Origin of the sequence: Arthrobacter mobilis (genome assembly GCF_012395835.1) — a bacterium.
Lineage (GTDB): Bacteria > Actinomycetota > Actinomycetes > Actinomycetales > Micrococcaceae > Crystallibacter > Crystallibacter mobilis.
In genome coordinates this window covers 431-22,670 of sequence record NZ_JAAZSQ010000009.1, presented here as the reverse complement: position 1 = coordinate 22,670, position 22,240 = coordinate 431, and the positions used below count along the sequence as shown (strand labels likewise).

Below are 22,240 nucleotides of genomic sequence, written 5' to 3'. Positions count from 1 at the left end.
ACGTTACCGAAAACTTCAGTGCCACCATTTGTCGAAGATGCTCACCGGAACGGCGCGCTTGTGGCGGGTGCGCAGGTACTTCTGCTCGATGGCCGCGGCCACCTCGTCCGGCACCTGGCGCCCTTCGAGGTAGTCGTCGATGTCGTCGTATTTCAGGCCCAGCTCGTCCTCGTCCGTGCGCCCGGGCTTGTCGTCGAGCAGGTCAGCGGTGGGGACCTTGCCGTGCAGCTTGTCGTGCGCACCAAGCCAGGCCAGCAGCTGCCGGTTCTGCCGCTTGTTCAGGCCGAACAGCGGCAGGATGTCGGCCCCGCCGTCGCCGTACTTGGTAAAGAACCCGGTAACGGACTCGGCGCCGTGGTCGGTGCCGATCACCAGGTAGTTGTGCTCCCCGGCCAGGGCGTACTGGGCGACCATCCGGGATCGGGCCTTGACATTGCCCTTGCCGAAGTCCGAGAGCTCCCGGCCGGTGCTCGCGGCGAACTCGCCCTCGAAGCCGTCCACGGCCGAGGCGATATTGAACGTCCAGGTGCTCTTGGGCCGGATGAACTCGAGGGCAGCCTGGGCGTCCGCCTCGTCGTGCTGGACGCGGTAGGGCAGGCGCACCGCCACGAAGTCCGCCTCGATGCCTTCGGCCGCCAGGTCCTCCACGGCCAGCTGTGCCAGCCGGCCGGCCAGGGTGGAGTCCAGCCCTCCGCTGATGCCCAGCACGAAGCCCCTGGTACCGGTGGCCCTGAGGTAGTCCTTGAGGAATGCCACCCGCTTGGCGACTTCCTCGGCGGGGTCGATGGCAGGCTTCACGCCCATTTCTTCGATGATGGTCGCCTGTAGTTCGCGCATGTGGCTAAGCGTACTACCGGCGCGTTTCCGGATCGTTTCCCGGCGTTCTGCCCGGCCAGCCAGCCGTGCGTAGACTGGAATCCATGACCCAGACTTCTGTGCCGCAGACCCCTGACCTGGCCGCCGACCGGGCCCGCCTGCTCGAACTGATCAAGGACCTCGCCGTCGTGCGCGGGAAGGTGATCCTCTCCAGCGGCGCCGAGGCGGACTACTACATCGACCTGCGCCGGGTCACCCTGCACCACGAGGCCTCACGCCTGGTCGGCCGGGTCATGCTGGCCATGCTCGACGAGGCAGGCATCGGCTTCGAGGCCGCCGGCGGGCTGACCATGGGTGCCGACCCGGTGGCTACGGCACTGATGCACGCGGCGGCCGACGCCGGCCGGGCCGTGGATGCTTTCGTGGTGCGCAAGGCGCAGAAGTCCTACGGGATGGGCCGGCAGGTGGAAGGCCCGGACGTGGCCGGCCGCCCCGTCGTCGTGCTGGAGGACACCTCCACCACCGGCGGCTCGGCACTGGCCGCCATCGAGGGCGTGCGCAATGCCGGCGGCCAGGTCAAGGCGGTGGCCGTGATCGTGGACCGGAACACCGGGGCCAAGGAGCGCATTGAGCAGGAGGCGTCCGTCCCCTACCTCTTCGCCTTCGGCAAGGACGAACTGGGCCTCGACTAAGGAATCCGGCCGGCCGGCCTAGCCGGCCCGCCGCAGCGACATGGAGTTTCCGGACAAAGAAGCCGTCCACCGGCTGCGCCTGGCCAGCGGGCTGCACCAGGTCTCCCGGCGCAGCTTCCTGATCGCTGCCGGTTTCGGCCTGGCCACCAGCGCGGACCTGCTGGTCACCCGCAGGCTGCAGGCCGAACGCTCGGACCCGCGCATCCTGGTGCTCGAGGACGAGGCCGCGCGCCGCCGGTTCCCGCGCAGCAGCTGGGTGCTCTTCCCCGGGTACAAGACCAGCTGGGAAGAGGGCCTGTGGATCCTGAATTCGCTGCGTCCTGCCCTGACCCGGCGCGGGCAGCTGGCCATGGCCGGCTACTCCAACCGCGGGCTGGACCTGGCCCACCTGGCCGAGGTGCTGCAGCGGCATATCGAGCAGAACGACCTGAACCGGCTGTATTTCTACGGCCACAGCTTCGGCGGAATGGTCGCGGTGGAAATGACCGCGCGGCTGCAGGCCAAGGGGTACCCGGTGGAGCTGATCCTGATGGACTGCACCCCGTACAGCCGCTTCGATGTGATCGACAGGACGATGTTCGAGGGCGTGGTCTTTGCCTACGAGGCCGGCTATCAGGTGCCCACCGTGCTGCGCGGGGGCTACGAGCTGGGGGAACGGATCGTGAACAAGCACGAGCGCAGCTGGCGGACGGTGATCGAGCAGAGCATGGCGCAGCTGTCCCCGCTGGCCGTCTCCAGCCGGCTGATCCAGTCCCAGTCGGCGTACATCTACCATTTCGAGGGCCGCGGCTTCGCCCCGGACATGGGCTCCACGAAGATCGCCTGGATGGGCAACCCGGCGGACAAGACGGTCAACTACGGCACCGCCCGCCGCAGCTGGCTGGTCAACTTCAAGGACAACTTCCTCACCAACGAGCTGGTGACGGCCGGGGCACTGCCGGCCCACGCCAGCCCGCAGTGGAACCCCGCCATCTACCAGCCGCTGATCCAGCAGGTCGAGGACGCCCATTTCCCGGTGCCGTTCTTCGGCGGCCTCCGCCGGCCCGTCTGAACTGGACGCGGGCCGGCGGAGGACTCCCGGTGCCTAGCCCAGCGGGCCGGTGGCGCCTTCGACGGCGGTGCGCAGCGTGCCGTCGGCGATGAGCTCCTCCGCGGCGGCCAGTTCCGGAGCCAGGAAGCGGTCCGGTCCGGCCCCGGCCACCCGCGTGCGCAGCGCCGCCAGGGCGGCACCGGTGGCCGGCCCCGGCTGCAGCGGGGCGCGCAGTTCGATGCCGCGGGCGGCGGCGACGTACTCGACGGCCAGCACCCGGCGCAGGTTGCCGACGGCGGTGCGCAGCTTGCGGGCCGCGTGCCAGCCCATCGAGACGTGGTCCTCCTGCATGGCCGAGCTCGGGATCGAGTCCACGCTGGCGGGGACGGCCAGGCGCTTGTTCTCCGAGACCAGCCCGGCCTGGGTGTACTGGGCGATCATCAGGCCGGAGTCCACGCCCGGATCGTCGGCCAGGAACGGCGGCAGCCCGTGCGAGCGGGCCGGATCCAGCAGCCGATCCGTGCGGCGCTCGGCAATGGAGGCCACGTCCGCGGCCACGATGGCCAGGAAGTCCAGCACGTAGGCCACCGGGGCACCGTGGAAGTTGCCGTTGGAGGTCACCGTGCCGTCGGGCAGCACCACCGGGTTGTCGATGGCGGCGGCCAGCTCGCGGCCGGCGACGGTGGCCGCGTACTCCACGGTGTCCCGGGCGGCGCCGGCCACCTGCGGGGCACAGCGCAGCGAGTAGGCATCCTGGACCCGGGTGTCGCCTTCGCGGTGCGAGGCCACAATCGGGGAGTGCGCCAGCACGCGCAGCATGGTGTCCGCGCTGGCGGCCTGGCCCGGGTGCGGGCGCAGCGGCGCGTGCAGCTCGGGCCGGAAGACCTGGTCGGTGCCCAGCAGCGCCTCCACGCTCATGGCCGCGGTGATGTCCGCGGCCGTGAGCAGCTCGCGCAGGTCGGCGATGGCCATGACCAGCTGGCCGAGCATGCCGTCGGTGCCGTTGACCAGGGCAAGACCTTCCTTTTCCGCCAGCACCACCGGTTCGATCCCGGCCTCGGCCAGCAGCTCGGGCACCGGGCGTTCGGCCCCGTCCGGGCCGGTGGCCCGGCCCTCGCCCATGAGCACCAGGGCACAGTGCGAGAGCGGGGCCAGGTCCCCGGAGCAGCCCAGCGAGCCGTATTCGTGCACCACCGGGGTGATGCCGGCGTTGAGCAGGGCGAGCATGGTCTCCAGCACCTCGGGACGGATCCCGGTGCGGCCCGAGGCCAGGGTCTTGGCCCGCAGGAACATCAGCGCGCGGACCACTTCGCGCTCCACCGCCGGGCCCATGCCGGCGGCATGCGAGCGGATCAGGGACTTCTGCAGCTGCGTGCGGTAGTCGGCGGGCACGTGCCTGGTGGCCAGTGCACCGAAGCCGGTGGAGATGCCGTAGACCGGCGTTGCTGAACCGGCCAGGGCGTCCACGTGGGCCCGGACCCGGGCCACCTCCTCGCGGGCCTCGGCCGAGAGCTCCACGCGGGCGCCGTGGCGCGCCACGGCGATGACATCGTCGGCCGTGGCGCCGGAGGTGCCCAGGACCACTGTGGCAAGCTGCGCCGTCGTCATTTACTTCTGTCCTTCGTTCATCGGGATGCGGACGCCGCGTTCGGCGGCCACTTCGAGGGCCCGGGGGTAGCCGGCGTCCGCGTGGCGGATCACGCCCATGCCCGGGTCGTTGGTGAGCAGGGCGGTGAGCTTGGCCGCTGCCAGTTCGGTGCCGTCGGCGACCGAGACCTGGCCGGCGTGGATGGAGCGGCCAATGCCCACGCCGCCGCCGTGGTGGATGGAGACCCAGGTCGCCCCGGAGGAGGCGGCGGTCAGCGCGTTCAGCAGCGGCCAGTCCGCGATCGCGTCGGAGCCGTCGGCCATGGCCTCGGTCTCGCGGTACGGGGAGGCCACCGAGCCGGAGTCCAGGTGGTCGCGGCCGATCACGATCGGCGCGGAGACCTTGCCCTCGGCCACCAGCTGGTTGAACAGCAGGCCTGCCTGGTGGCGTTCGCCGTAGCCGAGCCAGCAGATCCGCGCCGGCAGGCCCTCGAACTCGACGTGTTCCTGGGCGGCGTCGATCCAGCGGTGCAGGTGCTCGTTCTGGGGGAAGAGTTCCTTGATCGCCTCGTCGGTGACGCGGATGTCCTCCGGGTCCCCGGACAGGGCCACCCAGCGGAACGGGCCCAGGCCCTCGCAGAAGAGCGGGCGGATGTAGGCCGGGACGAAGCCGGGGAACTCGAAGGCGCGCTCGCAGCCGCCCTTGCGGGCCTCGTCGCGGATCGAGTTGCCGTAGTCGAAGACCTCGGCGCCGGCGTCCTGGAACTCGACCATCGCCTGCACGTGGCGGGCCATGGAGGCCTGGGCCTTCTTGGTGAAGCCCACCGGGTCCGCCTCGGCCTCGGCGCGCCAGTGCTCGAACGCGACGCCCTCGGGCAGGTAGCTCAGCGGGTCGTGGGCGGAGGTCTGGTCGGTGACAACGTCGACGGTCAGCTCCCCGGCCTGGTGCCGGCGCAGGATCTCCGGGAAGACTTCGGCGGCATTGCCCACCACGCCCACCGACAGCGGGCGCTTTTCGGCCTTGGCCGCGAGCACCTTGGCGAGGGCGGCGTCCAGGTCGGTCTCGACCGTGTCCAGGTAGCGCTTGGAGGCGCGCCGGCGCAGCCGGGACTCGTCGACGTCGACAATCAGGCAGGCGCCGCCGTTCAGGGTCACGGCCAGCGGCTGGGCCCCGCCCATGCCGCCGCAGCCGCCGGTCAGGGTCAGCGTGCCGGCCAGGGAGCCGTCAAAGCGCTTGGCGGCGACGGCGGCGAAGGTCTCGTAGGTGCCCTGCAGGATGCCCTGGGTGCCGATGTAGATCCAGGACCCGGCGGTCATCTGCCCGTACATCATCAGGCCCTCGGCCTCGAGCCTGCGGAACTCCGGCCAGGTCGCCCAGTCCCCGACCAGGTTGGAGTTGGCGATCAGCACGCGCGGGGCCCACTTGTTGGTGCGGAAGACTCCGACCGGCTTGCCGGACTGGACCAGCAGCGTCTCGTCCTCCTCCAAGGTCTCCAGGGTGCGCACGATCGCGTCGTAGGCCTCCCAGGAGCGGGCCGCGCGGCCGGTGCCGCCGTACACCACCAGGTCCTCGGGCCGCTCGGCGACCTCCGGATCCAGGTTGTTCATCAGCATGCGCAGCGGGGCCTCGGTCTGCCAGCTCCTGGCACGCAGCCTGGTGCCGCGCGGCGCCCGGATGCTGCGGGACGGGTCGTGCTGGGTGAAGTTCTCGACCATTTCGCGTTCCTTACTTTTCCGTCGTGGACTGTCGCGGGGTCCGTGCGTGGCACGGCTCACAACCTCTGCATCTATGAAACAGCCGCCGCACCCCCGGCGCACCGCCCTTTGGTGCGGTTCTGTCCGGAATCCCAGACAACCTACCTGTCAGGTGCCGTAGATGCGGTGCGAGACCTCCGCGGCCACCGAGCGCAGTTCGGCCAGCAGCGCCTCGCGCTGTTCGGCCCCGACGCGGTGGCTCAGGAAGGTGACTGCGACCGAGGCCGCCGGCCAGCCGACGTGGTCCAGTGCCGCCACCGCGAGCGAGCCGAACCCGGCCGTGACGTCCCCTTCCTCGGTGGCGTAGCCGCGCTGGCGGACCTGCTCCAGATGGGACTTCAGCTGCGCGTAGCCGGTGATGGCCGGGTCCGGCTGCCTGACGATGAATGCCGACTTGTCCGGGAAGAGCGCGCGCAGCTGCGAGGCCGGCAGCGCGGCCAGGATGGCCCGGCCGCTGGCGGTCAGGTGCGCCGGCAGCCGCACCCCGACGTCGGTGACCAGCGACGGGCGGTTCTTGGCCCGTTCCTCCACCAGGTAGAGCACGTCGCGCCCGTGCAGCACGGCCAGATGCGCGCTCTCGCCCACCCGGTCCACCAGCCCGGCCAGCAGCGGCCGGCCCAGCCGGGCCAGCGGCTCCTGCCGGCTGTAGGCGGAGCTGAGCTCGAACGCGGCAATGCCCAGTCCGTAGACCCGCTCCTGCGGCAGGTGCAGCACAAAGCCGTTCTCCTGCATCACCGCCAGCAGGTGGTAGACGCTGGACCGCGGCAGCCCGAGGGCGGTGGCGATGGCCGTGGCCGAGACCGGGCCGCGGCGCGAGGCCATAAAGCGCAGGATCCGCAGCGTGCTCTCGGCTGCAGGCACCTTGGAGGCGGGCATCGGTTCCCTCCCTCGGGGAGTCGGCTTTGTCCGGGATCCCAGACCCTTTCCCCAAATTCTGGCACACCGGCAAGGCGCCGATGCGGTTGTGTTGCTGGGGCAGGTAATTCACGTCACAGAAAAGTTCCCATGCAGATGCACTCATCCATGTCCCCGCAGCTCGCCCCGCCAGCTCCCGCGCACCCGGCCTGGACCGGACGCAACGACGGCCCGTCGCCTGAGCACCGCCGCTGGCACAACGCCGTCCCGGCGGCCGGGCCGCATCCGGCCGCCGGCCGGGCCTTTGACGACCCGGTGCCGGCGGACCTGGTCTCGATCGCGGGCTTCCGCAGCGACGAGGGGGTCCGGCGCAACCAGGGCCGCCCCGGCGCCCGGCATGCCCCGGCGGCGATCCGCCAGGCGCTGGCCCCGCTGGCGCTGCACGCCGGCTTTGCCGTCCACGACGCCGGGGACGTGGCGGTCAACGGCTTCGGCCTCGAGGCCGGCCAGGAGGCGCTGGGGGAGAAGATCGCCGCCCTGCTGCCGGCGAGCCGGCTGGTGCTGGTGCTCGGCGGCGGCCATGAAACCGCCTATGCCAGCTACCTGGGCCTGGCCGGGTCCGGGCTTTTGGAGGGCAGGCGGCTGGGCATCCTGAACCTGGATGCGCACTTCGACCTGCGCCGGGATGCCCGCCCCAGCTCCGGGACGCCGTTCCTGCAGATCGCCGAGGCGGAGGCGGCCGCCGGGCGCGGGTTCCGCTACGCCGTCGCCGGCATCAGCGAGCCGAACAACACCCGCGCGCTGTTCGAGACGGCCGCCCGGCTCGGCGTCGACTTCCTCACCGACGAGCAGTGCCAGGACGGCGCCGCCGTGGAGCGCTTCGTGGCCGGGTTCATCGATTCGGTGGACCTGCTCTACCTGACCGTGGACCTGGACGTGCTGCCGGCGGCGACGGCCCCGGGCGTGAGCGCCCCGGCCGCCTTCGGCGTGCCGTTCCCGGCCATCGCCGCCGCCTGCCGGCAGGCGGCGGCGAGCGGGAAGCTCGCGCTGGCCGACGTCGTCGAACTTAACCCGGCGTACGACGTCGACGGCGCCACCGCGCGCTGCGCCGCGCGCCTGCTGACCACCATTGCGCACTCGGCCTGAGCGGCCGCCCCCCTACGCAGAAAGCAAAACTGGAAATGACAACCATGAACCACCACCGGGCTGGCGGCGCGCTGTCGCGCGGCCTGACCGCCCGGCATATCCACTTCATCGCCCTTGGCTCGGCCATCGGCACCGGCCTGTTCTACGGGTCCGCGGCGGCCATCGAAAAGGCCGGCCCGGCGGTGCTGCTGGCCTACATGATTGCCGGCGCGGCCGTCTTCGTGGTGATGCGCTCGCTCGGCGAGATGGCCGTGCGGCATCCGGTGCCGGGCTCGTTCGGCCAGTACGCCAGCCGCTACCTGGGCCCGCTGGCCGGCTTCATCACCGGCTGGACCTTCGCCTTCGAGATGGTGATCGTGGCGCTGGCGGATGTCACCGCGTTCGGCGTCTACATGGGCTTCTGGTTCCCGGATGTGCCGCGCTGGATCTGGGTGCTGGCGATCATCTTCGTCATCGCCGGGCTGAACACGCTGCATGTGAAGGTGTTCGGCGAGCTGGAATTCTGGTTGTCCCTGGTCAAGGTGCTGGCCATTGTGGCGATGATCGTGGGCGGAATTGCCCTGATGGTCTTCGGGTTCCACCTGCAGGCCGAGGCCGCCGTGGGACCGCAGAACCTCGTGGAGCACGGCGGATTCATGCCCCACGGCATCGGCGGGCTCATCGCCTCGCTGGCCGTGGTGGTCTTCGCCTTCGGCGGCATCGAGACCATCGGCATCACCGCCGGCGAGGCGCGCGATCCCGGGCGCAGCATCCCCAAGGCGATCAACACGGTGCCGGTGCGCATCCTGCTCTTCTACGTGCTCGCCCTGGGCGTGATCATGTCGCTGTTCCCGTGGGAGAAGATCGGGTCCGAGGGCAGCCCGTTCGTGCAGATCTTCGCCGGCCTGGGCATCCCCGCGGCCCCCTCGATCCTGAACGCGGTGGTCATTACCGCCGCCATCTCGGCGATCAACTCCGACATCTTCAGCGCCGGCCGGATGCTCTTCGGCCTGGCCCGGCAGGGGCACGCCCCGCAGGCCTTCGCCAAGGTCTCGCGCAACGGCGTCCCGCTGCTGACCGCCGCCATCATGGGCTGCACGCTGCTGGCGGGCGTGGTGCTGAACGCCCTGCTGCCCGAGCAGATCTTCCTGATCATCGCCTCGATCGCGACCTTCGCCACCGTCTGGGTCTGGATCATGATCCTGCTGGCGCACATCGCCATGAAGCGCGAGCTGGCCCGCGAGGGCGGGGCCTCGGCCTTCCCGGTGCCGTGGTGGCCGTTCGCCAGCTATGCGGCGCTGGCCTTCATGGGCCTGGTCCTGGCGGTGCTCGGCTTCTTCGAGGACACCCGGGCGGCCCTGGTTGTCGGGGTGGTCTGGATCGGCCTGCTGGTGGCCGCCTACCGGCTCTGGGTCAAGGGCCACGGCCGGCAGCGGGCCCGGCTGGAGGAAGAGGCACCGGACACCGTGCCGGACGCCGCGGAGGCCGGCACCGCCGGCGGCAGCGCGGGCAAGGGCACCGAGGACAGCATGGCAGGTGGCCGGTGACCGCATCCGTGGAGCCTGCACAGTCCTGCGGACTGTCCGCGGAGGCAGCCGCAGAGCTGCCGGGTCCCGGCTTTCCCGGCGGCATCTGGCGGCAGCGGGCCGATGACTGGGAATTCCTGGCCCAGGCGGCCCGGCAGCTGGCCGGCTCCGCTCCCGGACACCCGGGGAGTGCGGTACTGGCCGAGTGCCTGCGGCGGCTGGACCGGCTCGAACCGCTGGAGGCCTACTGGGCCTTCCCCGGTCCCGGGCAGGTGGGGCGGATCCGGCGCTGCCTCCGGGACGGGGACTTCCGTGCCGCCCTCGGGCTGGCCGAAGCAACGGCCCGGCGGCTCGGACCGGTGCCGGGCGGGAACCCCGGCGAAGAGGCCCCGGAAGCCCCGGAACGGCACAGTTTCGAGGTGCTGGTCATCGACGACGTGTCCCCGGCCGAACGCGCGCTGCTGCAGGAGTCGATGCACCGGCTGCGGCATGCTTCGGACCAGTTCACCTACACCGTCAACGTCGTCCCCAGCGTCGAGGACGCCCTGATGGCGGTGCTGCTGAATCCGGAGATCCAGGCCTGCGTGGTCCGGCCCGGCTTCGCCAACCGTTCGCGTGCCCGCCTGGACCCCGGCCTGGCCGGCTACCTGGGCACGGTCGCGGGTGCGGACCTGGAGCAGCTGGCGGCGCTGCCGCGCACCCTGCGGCTGGCCGAGGGGATCGCCGCGCTGCGCCCGGAGCTGGACCTCTACCTGGTCGCGGCCGTCGCCATCGAGGAAGTGGCCGGATCCCTGGCCAGCCGGTTCCGCCGGGTGTTCCGCTGGCAGGCGCTGCAGGAGCTGCATCTGTCCATCCTGGCCGGGGTGGCCGAACGCTACGAAACCCCGTTCTTCGACGCGGTGCGCCGGCACAGCCAGCGTCCGGCCGGGGTGTTCCACGCGATGCCGGTCTCGCGCGGAACCTCGGTAACCACCTCCAAGTGGATCGGGGACCTGGGCGGCTTCTACGGGCTGAACCTGTTCCTGGCCGAGACCTCCACCACCGCGGGCGGGCTGGACTCGCTGCTGGATCCGCACGGGTCGCTGCGGGCGGCCCAGGTCAAGGCCGCCCGCGCCTTCGGCGCCCAGCGGACCTGGTTCGTAACCAACGGGACCTCGACGGCGAACAAGATCGCCATCCAGTCCATTGTGGCCCCCGGGGACGTGGTCCTGGTGGACCGGAACTGTCACAAATCACACCACTATGCGCTGATGCTGGCCGGGGCCCGGGTGGCCTACCTGGAGGCGTACCCGCTGGACGAGTACTCGGTATACGGGGCAGTGCCGCTGGAGAACCTCAAGCGGATGCTGCTGGACTACCGCCGGGCCGGCCGGCTGGAGGAGGTAAAGCTGGTCGCGCTGACCAACTGCACCTTCGACGGGATCGTGTACGACGTGCACCGGGTGATGGCCGAGTGCCTGGCGATCAAGCCGGACCTGGTCTTCCTCTGGGACGAGGCGTGGTTCGCGTTCGGGGCCTTCCACCCGGTGCTGCGCCGGCGCACCGCCATGGCCGCGGCCCGCCGGCTCGAGCAGGACCTGGCCGGCCCGGAGGCAGCGGCCCGGTATGCGGAGCAGGCCGCCGCGCTGCACGACGCCGCCACCGGGGAGCCGCTCGAGGACGAGCTGTGGCTGCGCACCCGGCTGGTCCCGGACCCGGCCCGCACGCGGGTGCGGGTCTATGCCACCCAGTCCACACACAAGACGCTCACCGCGCTGCGCCAAGGCTCGATGATCCACGTGTACGACCGCGACTTCAACCGGCTCAACGCCGAGTCCTTCCGCGAGGCGTACATGACGCACACCTCCACCTCGCCCAACTACCAGATCCTCGCCTCGCTGGACGCCGGCCGCCGGCAGGTCGAGCTGGAAGGCTTCGAACTGGTGCAGCGGCAGGTGGACCTGGCCGGCAGCATCGCCGCGGCCGTGGAACGCCAGCCGCTGCTGCGCAAGTACTTCCGGATCCTCGGTCCCGGCGACCTCATCCCTCCGGCCTGCCGGCAGGATCCGCCGCACGGAGCCGGCGCCGTCGGGCTGGCGGAGCTGGACCGGGCCTGGCGCGCGGACGAGTTCGTCCTGGACCCCAGCCGGCTGACCCTGCACATCGGACTGACCGGGGTGGACGGGGACAGCTTCCGCACCAGCTGCCTGATGGACCGGTTCGGCATCCAGGTCAACAAGACCTCCCGCAACACGGTGCTGCTGATGACCAATATCGGCACCACCCGCAGCGCGGTCGCCTACCTGATCGAGGTCCTGGTCCAGCTGGCCGCGGCCTTCGACGAGGAACAGGCCGGCATGAGCCCGGCCGAACTGCAGGCCCGGGCCGCCCGGGTGGCCTCGCTGACCACCGCGCCGCCGCCGCTGCCGGACTTCAGCCGCTTCGCGGACCGGTTCCGCTCCGGCCCGGACACCCCGGACGGGGACCTGCGCACCGCCCATTTCCTCACCTACCGGGAAGGCTCCTGCCGCTACCTGCTGCCGGAGGCAGCCGCGCGCCTGGTGGACGGCGGCGAGGAACTGGTCTCCGCCGCCTTCGTCACCCCGTACCCGCCGGGCTTTCCGGTGCTGGTCCCCGGACAGGTGATCACCCGGGAGATCCTCGAGTACATGGCGGCCCTGGACGTGCGGGAGGTGCACGGCTTCCACCCGGAGTTCGGCTACCGTGTCCTGGCCTGACTTTCCCTTTAATCTTGTCTGGTGGAAACGAACATGACTCCGGCAGCCAGCGCAGGGACGGCGGCGGGCACCGCCGTCGTCCCCGCCCAAGAGCAGCAGCACCCGGCGCCCGAGGTCGGCGTCGGCCCCTGGGAAGGGCCGGCCCCGGAAGGGGACCACTGGGACCCGGAACTGCTGGCGCACGGGGACCGGCGCAATGTCACCGACCAGTACCGCTACTGGAAGCACGAGGCGATCGTGGCGGACTTGGACCGGCGCCGGCACGGCTTCCACGTGGCCATCGAGAACTGGCAGCATGACCTGAACATCGGCTCGGTGGTCCGCTGCGCCAACGCCTTCCTGGCCAGCGAGGTGCACATCATCGGCCGGCGCCGGTGGAACCGGCGCGGCGCGATGGTCACCGACCGCTACCAGCACGTGCGCCACCACCCCACGGTGGAGGACTTCGTGGCCTGGGCCCACGGGGAGGGGCTGCGGATCATCGGAATCGACAACTTCCCGGATTCGGTGCCGCTGGAGACCTACGACCTGCCGGAAAACTGCGTGCTGGTATTCGGCCAGGAGGGCCCGGGGCTGACGCCGGAAGTCCACGCAGCCGCAGATGCCACGCTGTCCATCGCCCAGTTCGGCTCCACCCGGTCCATCAACGCCTCGGCGGCCGCGGCGATCGCCATGCACGCCTGGATCCGCCGGCACGTCTTCGGGCAGCACGTCTGACTCAGCCCGCTCCCAGAGGAGGACCCGGCCATGGCCGATTTCACCCAGCTTCCGGAAAACCTGCCCGTGCCCGCCGACGACGGCGCGGCGGCCCACCTGCCCGGCCTGGCGATGCCGGCCCTGGCGCTGCCCACCTCCTCGGGCGGTGCGGTGGACCTTGCCGACCTCGGCCCCGGCCGGACCGTCATCTACCTTTACCCGCTGACCGGCCGTCCGGGCGCCGACCTGCCCGAGGGCTGGGACGCGATCCCCGGAGCGCGGGGCTGCTCGACCGAGGCCTGCGATTTCCGCGACCACTTCCAGTTGCTCCGGCAGGCCGGCGCCGGGCGCGTCTACGGGATGTCGAGCCAGGATCCCGCCTACCAGGACGAGGTGGTGCAGCGGCTCCGGCTGCCCTTCGTGATGCTCTCGGACGAAGCCCTGGCGCTGGCGGAGGCGCTGACCCTGCCGACGTTTGCCGCCCCGGGCCATGCACGCCTCTACGCACGCCTGACGCTCGTGGTCCACGGCGGGGTGATCGAGCACGTCTTCTACCCGGTTTTCCCGCCGAACACGCATGCGCAGCAGGTGCTGGGCTGGCTGCGGGCGCATCCGGTGCCGGACAGCTAGGAACGCGGCACAGTACCGGGGCAGGCAAGCTCCCGCACGCAGGAAACACTTGTGAACCTGTGCCCCGGTCTTCGGCGTACGGTCAGCGGTGGATGAGGTGGCCCCAGTCCAGGGCGTCGCTCAGGGCCCGGTCCCTGAAGCCGGGATGGGCTCGGCGCAGATGGGCCATGTCGGCCTCGTGGTTCCAGGGGCCGATGCCCATGCGGATGCCCTCCTCGATCAGGGCATCGGAGCGCTTGGCTGCCTCGGTAATCTGCTTACGGGAGTAGAGGTCCCCCAGGGCCTCGATCAGGTTGATCCGGCCCAGGCCGTACTCGCCGACGTGCCCGGAGAACCGTTGGTTGAAGTAGTGAAGGGCGAACACCGCGTTGAGCACGTCCAGCTCGCGGGCTTCGGCGATCTTCTGCTCGCGGCGAACCATGACGCCCACCTGGGCCTCGTCGATCCGCGCCAGGGCGGCGTCGAGTTCGGTCTCGTAGTGCTCCGGCGGGAACCCCGGGAGGTTGGCCTGCATCCGCTCGAGCACGGCCTCACGGAAGTCCCTGCGCTCCACCATCCGACCGCCGAAGTGCATGGCCATGGAGCGCAACCTGGACTCCCGCTCCTCCGGCGTCTCGTCCTTGCGGTCTGCGCTGCCCACGGGGCTCCAATCTTTCTGTTGCGCCCGGTCCCGCCGCGCGCCTGAAGGTTCATGCTCCCGACGTTACTGATCGTTGCGAACGGGATCCACAGCACACAAGTGGGGAGGGAGGGCCGCGGGTCTGCGTCCAGGGGCTCAGCGACACCGGACTGAAGCGTGGGGTTGCCTGCACCGCGTATTCCCGAGACATGCCCCAGTGGAACGGGACCGCCTCCCTTCTGAACGTGCCGGACTTCACACAACTACCTGTTCGCCCGTGCACCGGGCCGGGCTGGCTAGGATGGGTAACAGAGGCCACGTCCTCCTGTACTCACCAGGCGATCGAGGAGAAACCATGCCCGTTGCAACCCCCGACATCTATGCCGAGATGATCGACCGCGCCAAAAGCGGCGGCTTCGCTTACCCGGCCATCAACGTCACATCCTCGCAGACCCTGAACGCGGCCCTGCAGGGCTTCGCCGACGCCGGTTCGGACGGCATCGTCCAGGTTTCCACCGGCGGTGCCGCCTACTGGTCCGGCGCCGGGGTCAAGGACATGGTCACCGGCTCCCTGGCCTTCGCGGCCTTCGCCCGCGAGGTGGCCAAGAAGTACCCGGTCAATGTCGCCCTGCACACCGACCACTGCCCCAAGGACAAGCTGGATTCCTTCGTGCTGCCCCTGCTGGAGGCTTCCGAAGCCGAGGTCAAGGCCGGCCGCGACCCGATCTTCAACTCCCACATGTGGGACGGCTCGGCCGAGACCCTGGAGGAGAACCTGCGCATCGCCCGGGAGCTGCTGGCCCGCACGGCCGCGGCCAGGATCATCCTCGAGGTCGAGATCGGCACCGTCGGCGGGGAGGAAGACGGCGTCGAGCACGAGATCAACGAAAAGCTCTACACCACCGTCGACGACGGGATCAAGACCATCGAGGCCCTCGGCGCCGGCGAGCAGGGCCGCTACATCACCGCGCTGACCTTCGGCAATGTTCACGGCGTCTACAAGCCCGGCGGCGTGAAGCTGCGCCCGGAGCTGCTCCAGCAGATCCAGGCCGAGGTCGGCGCCCGGATTGGCAAGGACAACCCGTTCGACCTGGTCTTCCACGGCGGCTCCGGCTCCTCCGAGCAGGAAATCGCGGACGCGGTCTCCTACGGGGTGATCAAGATGAACATCGACACCGACACCCAGTACGCCTTCACCCGCCCGGTGGCCGGGCACATGTTCACCAACTACGACGGCGTGCTCAAGGTCGACGGCGAGGTCGGCAACAAGAAGGCCTACGACCCGCGCGTCTGGGGCGCCGCCGCCGAGAAGTCCATGGCCGCCCGCGTGGTGGAGGCCGCCAAGCAGCTGGGTTCCGCCGGACGGACCGTCAGTTGATGGGCGAGGAGTTCCGCAGGAACCTGCTGGGGCCGGAGCCGACGTATCTGCCGGAGGAAACCGAGGTGCTGGCGCGGCTGGAGGCCGGCGACGAGGCCGCCGACCTGGCCGCCCGGTTCCCGGCGTCCTCGCTGCCCTGGGCCATCCTCGCGGAGGAGGCCTGGGCCGGAGGCCGGACGATCGAGTCCTATGCCTACGCCCGCGTGGGCTACCACCGCGGCCTGGACGCGCTGCGCCGCTCCGGCTGGCGCGGGACCGGCCCGATCCCGTGGGAGCACGAGCCCAACCGCGGCTTCCTGCGCGCCCTCTACGCCCTCGGGCGGGCCGCCGGCGCTATCGGCGAGACCGCCGAGGTGGAGCGGATCGGCAAGTTCCTCGACGACTCGGACCCGCAGGCGCAGGCGGCCATCGAGGCAGCCGGGAGGCCCTGAGTCCTTTCCAGCCCCTGACAGCGAAACGCCGCAGGCCCGTGCCCCGTCCCGACGGGGCACGGGCCTGCGGCGTTGCCTGCACTGCCTGCCGGCAGCAACAGGAGCCGGTCAGGCCCTGGAACCGGCGATGATCCGCTTGGCCGCGGCGTAGTGCTTCGACGTGCACGTGCCGCCGTAGCCGGCGACGTAGGTCCGGGTGGTGTTCCCGGAGGTGCTGTAGACACCCTCGCGCTGGGCCCCCATCACGTCGGCGATGCAGTCGGCCATGTGCTCGGTGCCGTTCCTGCCGTAGACCTGGTTCATGGCCCGGTCCAGGGCCGCCGGGTCGTAGTTGTAGGCCCGGTACTGCAGGATGTGGCCGCACTCGTGGTACTGGATGGCCACGGCCATCTTGTGGTTCGGATCCAGCTTCGTCCCCCAGCCGGTGATGGTGGAGAGGTGGATCCGGGTCTTCACCGTCCGCGTCGATCCGGACCAGGAGACCGACATGGTCGCCATGTTCCGGTTGGTCGTGTTGGTGGAGACCGGCACGCCGCGGCACCACTTGGCGATGTTCTTGGCGGCGGACTGGGCCCAGGACAAGCGGCCGATCTTGGTGGACAGGCTGACCTTGGTGACCTTGGACAGTAGGACCCATCCGGTCCGGGAGCCGTACTGGACCTGGACACGGGTGCCGTCCGGGCTCTTGCGGTTGGTCTTGGTACCCAGGGTGTAGTCCGCCGGCACCGTCGCGAGCCGGGTGCTCCCGGTCGACGCGGCGTACAGCGCGGCGGAGACTTTGGTCTGGTACTTGGCGACGACGGTGCCGGTGGCGGCAGATACCGCCGCCGGGACCGGAGCCGGGACTGCGGCGGCCGGGCCGGCCAGGAGACCGGAAATGAGGCCGGACAGCAGCAGTGCCGCCGCGGCGGCGAGCGCAAAGGGGCGCATCGGAATCCTTTCACCATGGCCGCCGGCACGCCGAGGCGGAATCGGTGGCCACGTTAACCACGTCAATTGGATTTTTTGTGCCCTTGCAGGCTCGAGCGCCCCACAGCCGCGGAAATTCACCTGGTGCCCTGTCGCAGCACGGCGGCCAGTAGAATCGGCTGCTGGAACCGCGCGAAAGGACCGGATTGGCCAAGCTGTATTTCCGCTATGGGGCGATGAACTCGGGTAAGTCTACCGGGCTGCTGCAGGTGGCCTTCAATTATGAAGAGCGCGGACAGCGGGTGCTGCTGGCCAAACCGCTGCTGGACACCAAGGGGGACAGCGCGATCGTTTCCCGTCTGGGCATGACCCGGGAGGCGGACTTCCTGATCCGTCCCGGCGAGCCGGTGCGCGGGCACTTCGCGGAGCTTGCCGCCGGGGTGGACCCGGATGCCCTGCTGGAGCAGGTGGAGGTCCAGCCGGTGGCCTGCCTGCTTGTGGACGAGGCCCAGTTCCTGGACCCCGCGCAGGTGGACGATCTGTTCCGCATCGCGGTGCTCGACGATGTCCCGGTGCTGGCCTACGGCATCCGCACCGACTTCCGTACCGAGGCCTTCCCCGGGGCGCGGCGCCTGCTCGAAATCGCCCACAGCCTCGAGGAGCTCAAGACCATCTGCCGCTGCGGGCGCAAGGCGGTGTTCAACACCCGTCGGGTGGGCTCGGACATCGTCTTCGACGGCGACCAGGTGGCCATCGACGGCCAGGACGTCTGGTACGAATCCTTCTGCGGCACCTGCTACCTGCAGGCTTCCGGCGGCCGGCTGGGGGTCTGAGTCCGCAGCCCTTCTTCCCAGCCGCGCCGGCGGCAGGCACAATGCCCCTATGGGTGCCGACACCTCCGCCACAGCCTTCACCACCAGCGAGCTCGTCTTCCTGCCGCCGGCCCGGGTCTGGGCGCTGCTGACCGACTGGACCGCGGCGGCGCCGGCCTGGATGCCCGGGGTCACCGAAATGCATGCCGAGGGACCGTTGGCGCCGGGCCTGGCCCTGGACTTCCATGTCCAGGGCCATGACCGCACCTCCACGGTGTCCGCGGTGGATCCGGGACGCAGCATCACCATCAGCTTCGGGGCCGGGGATGTGCGCACGGACTACCGCTACGACCTGGCCGAGGACGGCGATGACACGCGGCTGACGCTGACCGTCGACGTCGTCGTCAGCGACCGGCTGGCCGGCCTGGCCGGACAGATCCGGGACGAACTGGCCGCAGCGGACGGCCAGCTGCTGGAGAACTTCAAGCGTTACGCGGAGAAGGCCCCGTAGTCCGCGGTGCCCGGCTCCCGGCCTGCAGGGCCGGGAGCCGGAACGGCAGCTCGTACAGGTGCTTGGCCTGGCAGGCGCGGCACCTGCTCCCGCCGGATGCGCATCACGGGCCCGCCTTTGTTCCCGCCCATGTCAGCTGCCCCGTCCCGCGAGCCGGGAGGCCAGAGCGATGGCGTCGAACGGTGCCCGCGCCCCGGCGGTGTTGTCGAAGTAGACGTACGTTGGGCGTCCTGCCCCGTCCGGGCAGCCGGTGCCGGCCAGCCAGCCGCGGATCTTGCCGGCCCAGGCCTGAAGCTCGGCATCGCTGTAGCCGCTGACGTAGAGTTCCTCGCTGCCGTGCAGCCGCACGTACATGAAGCCGGCCGTCACCTCCTCCAGCAGCGGCCACCGGCCGGCGGTATCGGCCACCACCAGGGCTGTGTCGTACCGGCGCAGCAGGTCGTAGAACTGCGCATTGGCGAAGCTGGGATGCCTGACTTCCACGGCGTGGCGCAGCGGCCGGTCCGGGACCGTGCTGCCCGCCCCGGGCTCCCCGGCAGTCCAGGTCCGGTCCGCGGGCAGGTCGGCGTGCCGGGCGGCCAGCTCCGCTGCCGCGGCGGTGCCGCGCGGCAGCAGCGCCAGGAACTCCTCCAGCCGCGCCGGGTCCCAGGCCAGCCGGGGCGGCAGCTGCCACAGGAGAGGCCCCAGCTTGGCGCCCAGGGCCAGCACGCCCGAGGCGAAGAAATTGGCCAGCGGAACCTGCACCCTGCGCAGCGCATTCAGGTGCGTCACCTGCCGCGGGCCCTTGACCGCGAAGACGAAGGCGGCCGGCGTGGCCTCGCGCCACCGCTGGTAGCTGGACGGGCGCTGCAGGCCGTAGAAGGAGGCGTTCAGCTCCACGGACGCCAGGCGGCCGGCGGCGTATTCGAGTTCCAGACGCTGCGGCAGGCCCGCCGGGTAGAAGCTGCCGCGCCATTCCGGGTACCGCCAGCCGGACGTGCCGACCAGCACCGGGGGTGCCCCTGCCGGGCCCGCGGACGGTCCGCCGCCCGGGTCAATGGTATCCACACCCGCACGCTACCGTCCGGCACCGCCGGGGGCCAGCGGCGGGCGCCGCCGCGGACACAACCGCCTGCAGCCGCCGGTCCGGCAGCGGATTCGCTAAACTTAGGGGGTAAGAGCCCCAGAACTCCGTTCCGCAGCAGTATCCGGGCACGGGGTGCGGGGCTGTCTCATGCACGGCAGAGAACTTGGGGCCGGCAGCCGCCGCGCCGGAGGGGACCCTGCCGCTTTCGATATGGGGGAGGATCCCATGCCAGCAATCGTGATCGTCGGCGCCCAGTGGGGCGATGAAGGAAAAGGCAAGGCAACCGACCTGCTCGGCGGCCGCGTGGACTACGTGGTCAAGCCGAACGGCGGCAACAACGCCGGCCACACCGTCGTCGTCGGCGGCGAAAAGTACGAACTGAAGCTGCTGCCCGCCGGCATCCTGTCCCCCAACGCCACCCCGGTCATCGGCAACGGCTGCGTGGTGAACCTCGAGGCCCTGTTCGAGGAGATCGACGGGCTGGAAGCCCGCGGAGCCGACACCTCCCGGCTGCGCGTCTCCGCCAACGCCCACCTGGTCGCCCCGTTCCACCAGACCATGGACAAGGTCACCGAACGCTTCCTGGGCAAGCGGGCCATCGGCACCACCGGCCGCGGCATCGGCCCGGCCTACATGGACAAGGTGGCCCGGCTGGGCATCCGCGTCCAGGACGTCTTCGACGAGTCGATCCTGCGCCAGAAGGTCGAAGGCTCGCTGCGGCAGAAGAACGAACTGCTGGTCAAGGTCTACAACCGGCGCGACGTGGACATCGAGGAGACCGTGCAGTACTTCCTCTCCTTCGCCGACCGGCTGCGCCCGCTGGTGGTCGACTCCACCTACCTGCTGAACAAGGCCCTGGACGAGGGCAAGGTGGTGCTGATGGAGGGCGGCCAGGCCACCTTCCTGGATGTGGACCACGGCACCTACCCGTTCGTCACCTCTTCCAACCCCACCGCCGGCGGTGCCTCCGTGGGCTCGGGCATCGGCCCCACCCGGATCACGCGCAGCGTGGGCATCATCAAGGCCTACACCACGCGCGTGGGCGCCGGCCCGTTCCCCACCGAGCTGTTCGACGAAATGGGCGAGTACCTGCAGAAGACCGGCGGCGAGTTCGGCGTCAACACCGGCCGGCCGCGCCGCTGCGGCTGGTACGACGCGGTGCTGGCCCGCCACGCCTCGCGGGTCAACGGCTTCACCGACTACTTCGTCACCAAGCTGGACGTGCTTACCGGCATCGAGCGGATCCCGGTGTGCGTGGCCTACGACGTCGACGGCGTGCGGCACGACGAGATGCCGATGACCCAGACCGAGTTCCACCACGCCAAGCCGATCTTCGAGTACTTCGAGGGCTGGACCGAGGACATCACCGGCGCCCGGAGCATCGAGGACCTGCCGGCCAACGCGCAGACCTACGTGCACGCGCTGGAAGCGATGTCCGGGACCCGGTTCTCCGCCATCGGCGTGGGCCCGGACCGGGACCAGACCATCGTGGTCCGGGACCTGATCAGCGAGGAGCCGGTGGCCGTCCGCGGCTGACCGGCACCGGGCGGTAGGCTGGAAGGGTAATGACCGCCAGGTAAGACGCAGCGAAGACGGGAGAGGACCGATGAAGGTCAGCGTGGGGCAGTTCGACCCCACCGGGAATGTCAGCGAGAACCTCTCGGTCATGCGCTCGCTGGCCGAGGAGGCCAAGGCCGGCGGCGCGGAGCTGGTGCTCTTCCCAGAGGAATCCATGTTCACCGTGGGCAAGGTCGAGGGCGGCTTCGCGGAGGCGGTCGAGGCCAGCTGGTCCACCTTCGTCCAGCAGCTGTCCTTCATCGCCGCCCAGGTGGGCCTCGCCGTCATCGCCGGCGGCTACGAGGCCAGCGGCGAGCCCCGGCCGTACAACACCCTGGTGGTGGTGGACGCCACCGGCAGGATCGCGGCGACCTACCGCAAGCTGCACCTGTACGACGCGTTCTCCTACCAGGAATCGGCGCACATCAAGGCCGGCGACGGCGGACCGGTGCTGGTGGAGCTCGGCGGCCTGAAGGTCGGGGTGATGACCTGCTACGACCTGCGCTTCCCCGAGATGGCCCGCGCGCTGGCGGTCGAGGGCGCGGACCTGATCTGCGTGGCCGCGGCCTGGTTCAAGGGGGACCACAAGGTCGAGCACTGGGAGACCCTGCTGAAGGCCCGGGCCATCGAGAACACCTGCTGGGTGGCGGCTGCGGGCACATCCAGCGACCATACCGTGGGGCACTCGGCCATCCTGGACCCGATGGGCGTTCCGCAGGACTGGCTCGGCGACGAACCCCGCGGCCTGGTGACCGTGGACGTCACCCGCCGGCGCATCGACGAGGTCCGGGAATTCCTGCCGGTGCTGAGGAACCGCCGGCTCGCCGCCGGCACCACCATTGTCGAACCACAGTACTGATCCGGTGCCGGCCGGGGCCGGCCGCGCGCAGTGGGCCCCGGGCCGGCGGTGGCGGACCCTGGCACTGATTGCCGTGGCCATGGTCCTGGCCACGCTGGGGCTGGCCGCCGCCGAGCACTGGCTCTACCCGGCCAAGCACCAGGACGTCCACGCCGCCGTGCTGGAGCTGGACCGGAGCCTGGCCGGCCGGCTGGCTCCGGTGGAGGATGTGACCGGATCCGCGTGCGGCGGCGGGCGCTGCCGGCAGGCGGTCAGCGCCGGCACGGGCAGCCTGTTCGCCAGGTTTGCCACCCGGGAACTGGCCGCCGAGGCCGCCGCGCGCGAGGCGGCGGTGCCGGGCCGGGACGCGTACCGCTCGGGCTGGGTGGTGGTGTCGTATCCGGCGGACACACCGGCCGCCGACCTGAGGCGCTACCGGCAGGTGTTCGCCGAATCCGAAAAACTTTCGGAACCCGCGTAACCTTTCCGCCCGTCCCGGCGATTACCCTTATGCAGGCGCTGCCGGAGCTTCCCCCCAACGAGCTTCGGCGGCGCCTTCGCCTTTGTGCAGCGCCCACAACTCCCACAGCGAAGGGCCGGGCCCCGGATTTCTCCGGGACCCGGCCCTTCCGGTCCCTTACCGTCCGGTGGTGAAGGACCAGCGGGTGGAGGCCAGGCGGTTGCCGCCGG

At 70.6% G+C, this 22,240-nt stretch carries 21 protein-coding genes; 14 read left to right on the top strand and 7 right to left on the bottom strand.

Features of this window, described 5'->3' with window-relative positions; translation table 11 throughout:
• Positions 1 to 15: 15 nt before the first annotated feature.
• Positions 16 to 837, bottom strand: coding sequence for an NAD(+) synthase (gene nadE / locus HGG74_RS10725; RefSeq protein WP_168486355.1), 822 nt, complete (start codon positions 835 to 837; stop codon positions 16 to 18).
• Between the two features lie 83 nt (positions 838 to 920).
• Between nadE and pyrE the strand changes: the two genes are divergently transcribed.
• A complete protein-coding gene (gene pyrE / locus HGG74_RS10720) occupies positions 921 to 1,508 on the top strand; it encodes an orotate phosphoribosyltransferase (RefSeq protein WP_168486354.1) in 588 nt (195 codons plus the stop codon).
• A 40-nt stretch (positions 1,509 to 1,548) separates the two neighbouring features.
• Positions 1,549 to 2,559, top strand: coding sequence for a thioesterase domain-containing protein (locus tag HGG74_RS10715; protein WP_168486353.1), 1,011 nt, complete (start codon positions 1,549 to 1,551; stop codon positions 2,557 to 2,559).
• A 33-nt stretch (positions 2,560 to 2,592) separates the two neighbouring features.
• Here HGG74_RS10715 and hutH read toward each other — a convergent pair whose 3' ends face one another.
• From hutH to HGG74_RS10700, 3 genes are all read right to left on the bottom strand, one after another.
• Complete coding sequence (hutH, locus tag HGG74_RS10710) at positions 2,593 to 4,146, bottom strand: histidine ammonia-lyase (protein WP_168486352.1); 1,554 nt, start codon at positions 4,144 to 4,146, stop codon at positions 2,593 to 2,595.
• Complete coding sequence (gene hutU / locus HGG74_RS10705) at positions 4,147 to 5,841, bottom strand: urocanate hydratase (RefSeq protein WP_168486351.1); 1,695 nt, start codon at positions 5,839 to 5,841, stop codon at positions 4,147 to 4,149.
• A 147-nt stretch (positions 5,842 to 5,988) separates the two neighbouring features.
• Entirely contained in the window at positions 5,989 to 6,756 is a 768-nt protein-coding gene (locus HGG74_RS10700) for an IclR family transcriptional regulator (RefSeq protein WP_168486350.1), read from the bottom strand.
• Between the two features lie 135 nt (positions 6,757 to 6,891).
• Between HGG74_RS10700 and hutG the strand changes: the two genes are divergently transcribed.
• The 5 genes from hutG to HGG74_RS10675 are packed head-to-tail and all read left to right on the top strand — an operon-like array spanning position 6,892 to position 13,429.
• Complete coding sequence (hutG, locus tag HGG74_RS10695; protein ID WP_376766136.1) at positions 6,892 to 7,881, top strand: formimidoylglutamase; 990 nt, start codon at positions 6,892 to 6,894, stop codon at positions 7,879 to 7,881.
• A 35-nt stretch (positions 7,882 to 7,916) separates the two neighbouring features.
• Positions 7,917 to 9,407 carry an amino acid permease gene (locus tag HGG74_RS10690; RefSeq protein WP_168486349.1) on the top strand — a complete coding sequence of 497 codons (1,491 nt, stop codon included), beginning with the start codon at positions 7,917 to 7,919 and terminating at the stop codon, positions 9,405 to 9,407.
• Entirely contained in the window at positions 9,404 to 12,103 is a 2,700-nt protein-coding gene (locus HGG74_RS10685) for an aminotransferase class I/II-fold pyridoxal phosphate-dependent enzyme (RefSeq protein ID WP_312856817.1), read from the top strand. Before HGG74_RS10690 ends, HGG74_RS10685 begins: the two co-directional genes overlap by 4 nt.
• A gap of 33 nt (positions 12,104 to 12,136) precedes the next feature.
• Positions 12,137 to 12,820, top strand: coding sequence for a TrmH family RNA methyltransferase (locus HGG74_RS10680; protein ID WP_168486469.1), 684 nt, complete (start codon positions 12,137 to 12,139; stop codon positions 12,818 to 12,820).
• Positions 12,821 to 12,850: 30 nt separating this feature from the next.
• Positions 12,851 to 13,429 carry a peroxiredoxin gene (locus tag HGG74_RS10675; RefSeq protein ID WP_168486348.1) on the top strand — a complete coding sequence of 193 codons (579 nt, stop codon included), beginning with the start codon at positions 12,851 to 12,853 and terminating at the stop codon, positions 13,427 to 13,429.
• A gap of 82 nt (positions 13,430 to 13,511) precedes the next feature.
• Here the strand turns inward: HGG74_RS10675 and HGG74_RS10670 are convergent, their stop codons facing one another.
• Positions 13,512 to 14,069: a hypothetical protein gene (locus tag HGG74_RS10670; protein WP_168486347.1), complete on the bottom strand. Its 558-nt coding sequence runs from the start codon at positions 14,067 to 14,069 to the stop codon at positions 13,512 to 13,514.
• Positions 14,070 to 14,403: 334 nt separating this feature from the next.
• Here HGG74_RS10670 and fbaA point away from each other — a divergent pair, with 334 nt between their 5' ends.
• Both fbaA and HGG74_RS10660 read left to right on the top strand, forming a co-directional pair.
• The gene (fbaA, locus tag HGG74_RS10665; RefSeq protein ID WP_168486346.1) at positions 14,404 to 15,426 is read left to right on the top strand and encodes a class II fructose-bisphosphate aldolase; all 1,023 of its coding nucleotides are present in this window, start codon (positions 14,404 to 14,406) and stop codon (positions 15,424 to 15,426) included.
• On the top strand, positions 15,426 to 15,857 hold the full coding sequence (locus HGG74_RS10660) for a DUF3151 domain-containing protein (RefSeq protein WP_168486345.1): 432 nt from the start codon (positions 15,426 to 15,428) through the stop codon (positions 15,855 to 15,857). Before fbaA ends, HGG74_RS10660 begins: the two co-directional genes overlap by 1 nt.
• A gap of 108 nt (positions 15,858 to 15,965) precedes the next feature.
• Here HGG74_RS10660 and HGG74_RS10655 read toward each other — a convergent pair whose 3' ends face one another.
• Positions 15,966 to 16,787: a hypothetical protein gene (locus tag HGG74_RS10655; RefSeq protein ID WP_168486337.1), complete on the bottom strand. Its 822-nt coding sequence runs from the start codon at positions 16,785 to 16,787 to the stop codon at positions 15,966 to 15,968.
• A 185-nt stretch (positions 16,788 to 16,972) separates the two neighbouring features.
• Between HGG74_RS10655 and HGG74_RS10650 the strand changes: the two genes are divergently transcribed.
• Complete coding sequence (locus HGG74_RS10650; protein WP_168486344.1) at positions 16,973 to 17,599, top strand: thymidine kinase; 627 nt, start codon at positions 16,973 to 16,975, stop codon at positions 17,597 to 17,599.
• A gap of 49 nt (positions 17,600 to 17,648) precedes the next feature.
• A complete protein-coding gene (locus tag HGG74_RS10645) occupies positions 17,649 to 18,089 on the top strand; it encodes an SRPBCC family protein (protein WP_168486343.1) in 441 nt (146 codons plus the stop codon).
• A gap of 132 nt (positions 18,090 to 18,221) precedes the next feature.
• Here the strand turns inward: HGG74_RS10645 and HGG74_RS10640 are convergent, their stop codons facing one another.
• Complete coding sequence (locus HGG74_RS10640) at positions 18,222 to 19,127, bottom strand: DUF72 domain-containing protein (RefSeq protein WP_312856824.1); 906 nt, start codon at positions 19,125 to 19,127, stop codon at positions 18,222 to 18,224.
• A 253-nt stretch (positions 19,128 to 19,380) separates the two neighbouring features.
• Between HGG74_RS10640 and HGG74_RS10635 the strand changes: the two genes are divergently transcribed.
• The 3 genes from HGG74_RS10635 (at position 19,381) to HGG74_RS10625 (ending at position 22,031) form a co-directional block, all read left to right on the top strand.
• On the top strand, positions 19,381 to 20,691 hold the full coding sequence (locus tag HGG74_RS10635; RefSeq protein ID WP_168486342.1) for an adenylosuccinate synthase: 1,311 nt from the start codon (positions 19,381 to 19,383) through the stop codon (positions 20,689 to 20,691).
• Positions 20,692 to 20,761: 70 nt separating this feature from the next.
• A complete protein-coding gene (locus HGG74_RS10630; RefSeq protein WP_168486341.1) occupies positions 20,762 to 21,571 on the top strand; it encodes a carbon-nitrogen hydrolase family protein in 810 nt (269 codons plus the stop codon).
• Positions 21,552 to 22,031 (top strand): hypothetical protein, encoded by a 480-nt coding sequence (locus tag HGG74_RS10625; protein ID WP_168486340.1) that lies wholly within the window; start codon positions 21,552 to 21,554, stop codon positions 22,029 to 22,031. Before HGG74_RS10630 ends, HGG74_RS10625 begins: the two co-directional genes overlap by 20 nt.
• Positions 22,032 to 22,240: the final 209 nt, after the last annotated feature.

Excerpts from the sequence above, each read along its gene's own strand:
- HGG74_RS10635 (WP_168486342.1), top strand. The coding sequence starts at position 19,381 with ATGCCAGCAATCGTGATCGTCGGCGCCCAGTGGGGCGATGAAGGAAAA.
- HGG74_RS10675 (WP_168486348.1), top strand. The coding sequence starts at position 12,851 with ATGGCCGATTTCACCCAGCTTCCGGAAAACCTGCCCGTGCCCGCCGAC.
- hutG (WP_376766136.1), top strand. The coding sequence starts at position 6,892 with ATGCACTCATCCATGTCCCCGCAGCTCGCCCCGCCAGCTCCCGCGCAC.
- fbaA (WP_168486346.1), top strand. The coding sequence starts at position 14,404 with ATGCCCGTTGCAACCCCCGACATCTATGCCGAGATGATCGACCGCGCC.
- nadE (WP_168486355.1), bottom strand. The coding sequence starts at position 837 with ATGCGCGAACTACAGGCGACCATCATCGAAGAAATGGGCGTGAAGCCT.
- hutH (WP_168486352.1), bottom strand. The coding sequence starts at position 4,146 with ATGACGACGGCGCAGCTTGCCACAGTGGTCCTGGGCACCTCCGGCGCC.
- HGG74_RS10630 (WP_168486341.1), top strand. The coding sequence starts at position 20,762 with ATGAAGGTCAGCGTGGGGCAGTTCGACCCCACCGGGAATGTCAGCGAG.
- HGG74_RS10655 (WP_168486337.1), bottom strand. The coding sequence starts at position 16,787 with ATGCGCCCCTTTGCGCTCGCCGCCGCGGCGGCACTGCTGCTGTCCGGC.
- pyrE (WP_168486354.1), top strand. The coding sequence starts at position 921 with ATGACCCAGACTTCTGTGCCGCAGACCCCTGACCTGGCCGCCGACCGG.
- HGG74_RS10715 (WP_168486353.1), top strand. The coding sequence starts at position 1,549 with ATGGAGTTTCCGGACAAAGAAGCCGTCCACCGGCTGCGCCTGGCCAGC.
- HGG74_RS10700 (WP_168486350.1), bottom strand. The coding sequence starts at position 6,756 with ATGCCCGCCTCCAAGGTGCCTGCAGCCGAGAGCACGCTGCGGATCCTG.
- HGG74_RS10680 (WP_168486469.1), top strand. The coding sequence starts at position 12,137 with ATGACTCCGGCAGCCAGCGCAGGGACGGCGGCGGGCACCGCCGTCGTC.
- hutU (WP_168486351.1), bottom strand. The coding sequence starts at position 5,841 with ATGGTCGAGAACTTCACCCAGCACGACCCGTCCCGCAGCATCCGGGCG.
- HGG74_RS10645 (WP_168486343.1), top strand. The coding sequence starts at position 17,649 with ATGGGTGCCGACACCTCCGCCACAGCCTTCACCACCAGCGAGCTCGTC.
- HGG74_RS10660 (WP_168486345.1), top strand. The coding sequence starts at position 15,426 with ATGGGCGAGGAGTTCCGCAGGAACCTGCTGGGGCCGGAGCCGACGTAT.
- HGG74_RS10690 (WP_168486349.1), top strand. The coding sequence starts at position 7,917 with ATGACAACCATGAACCACCACCGGGCTGGCGGCGCGCTGTCGCGCGGC.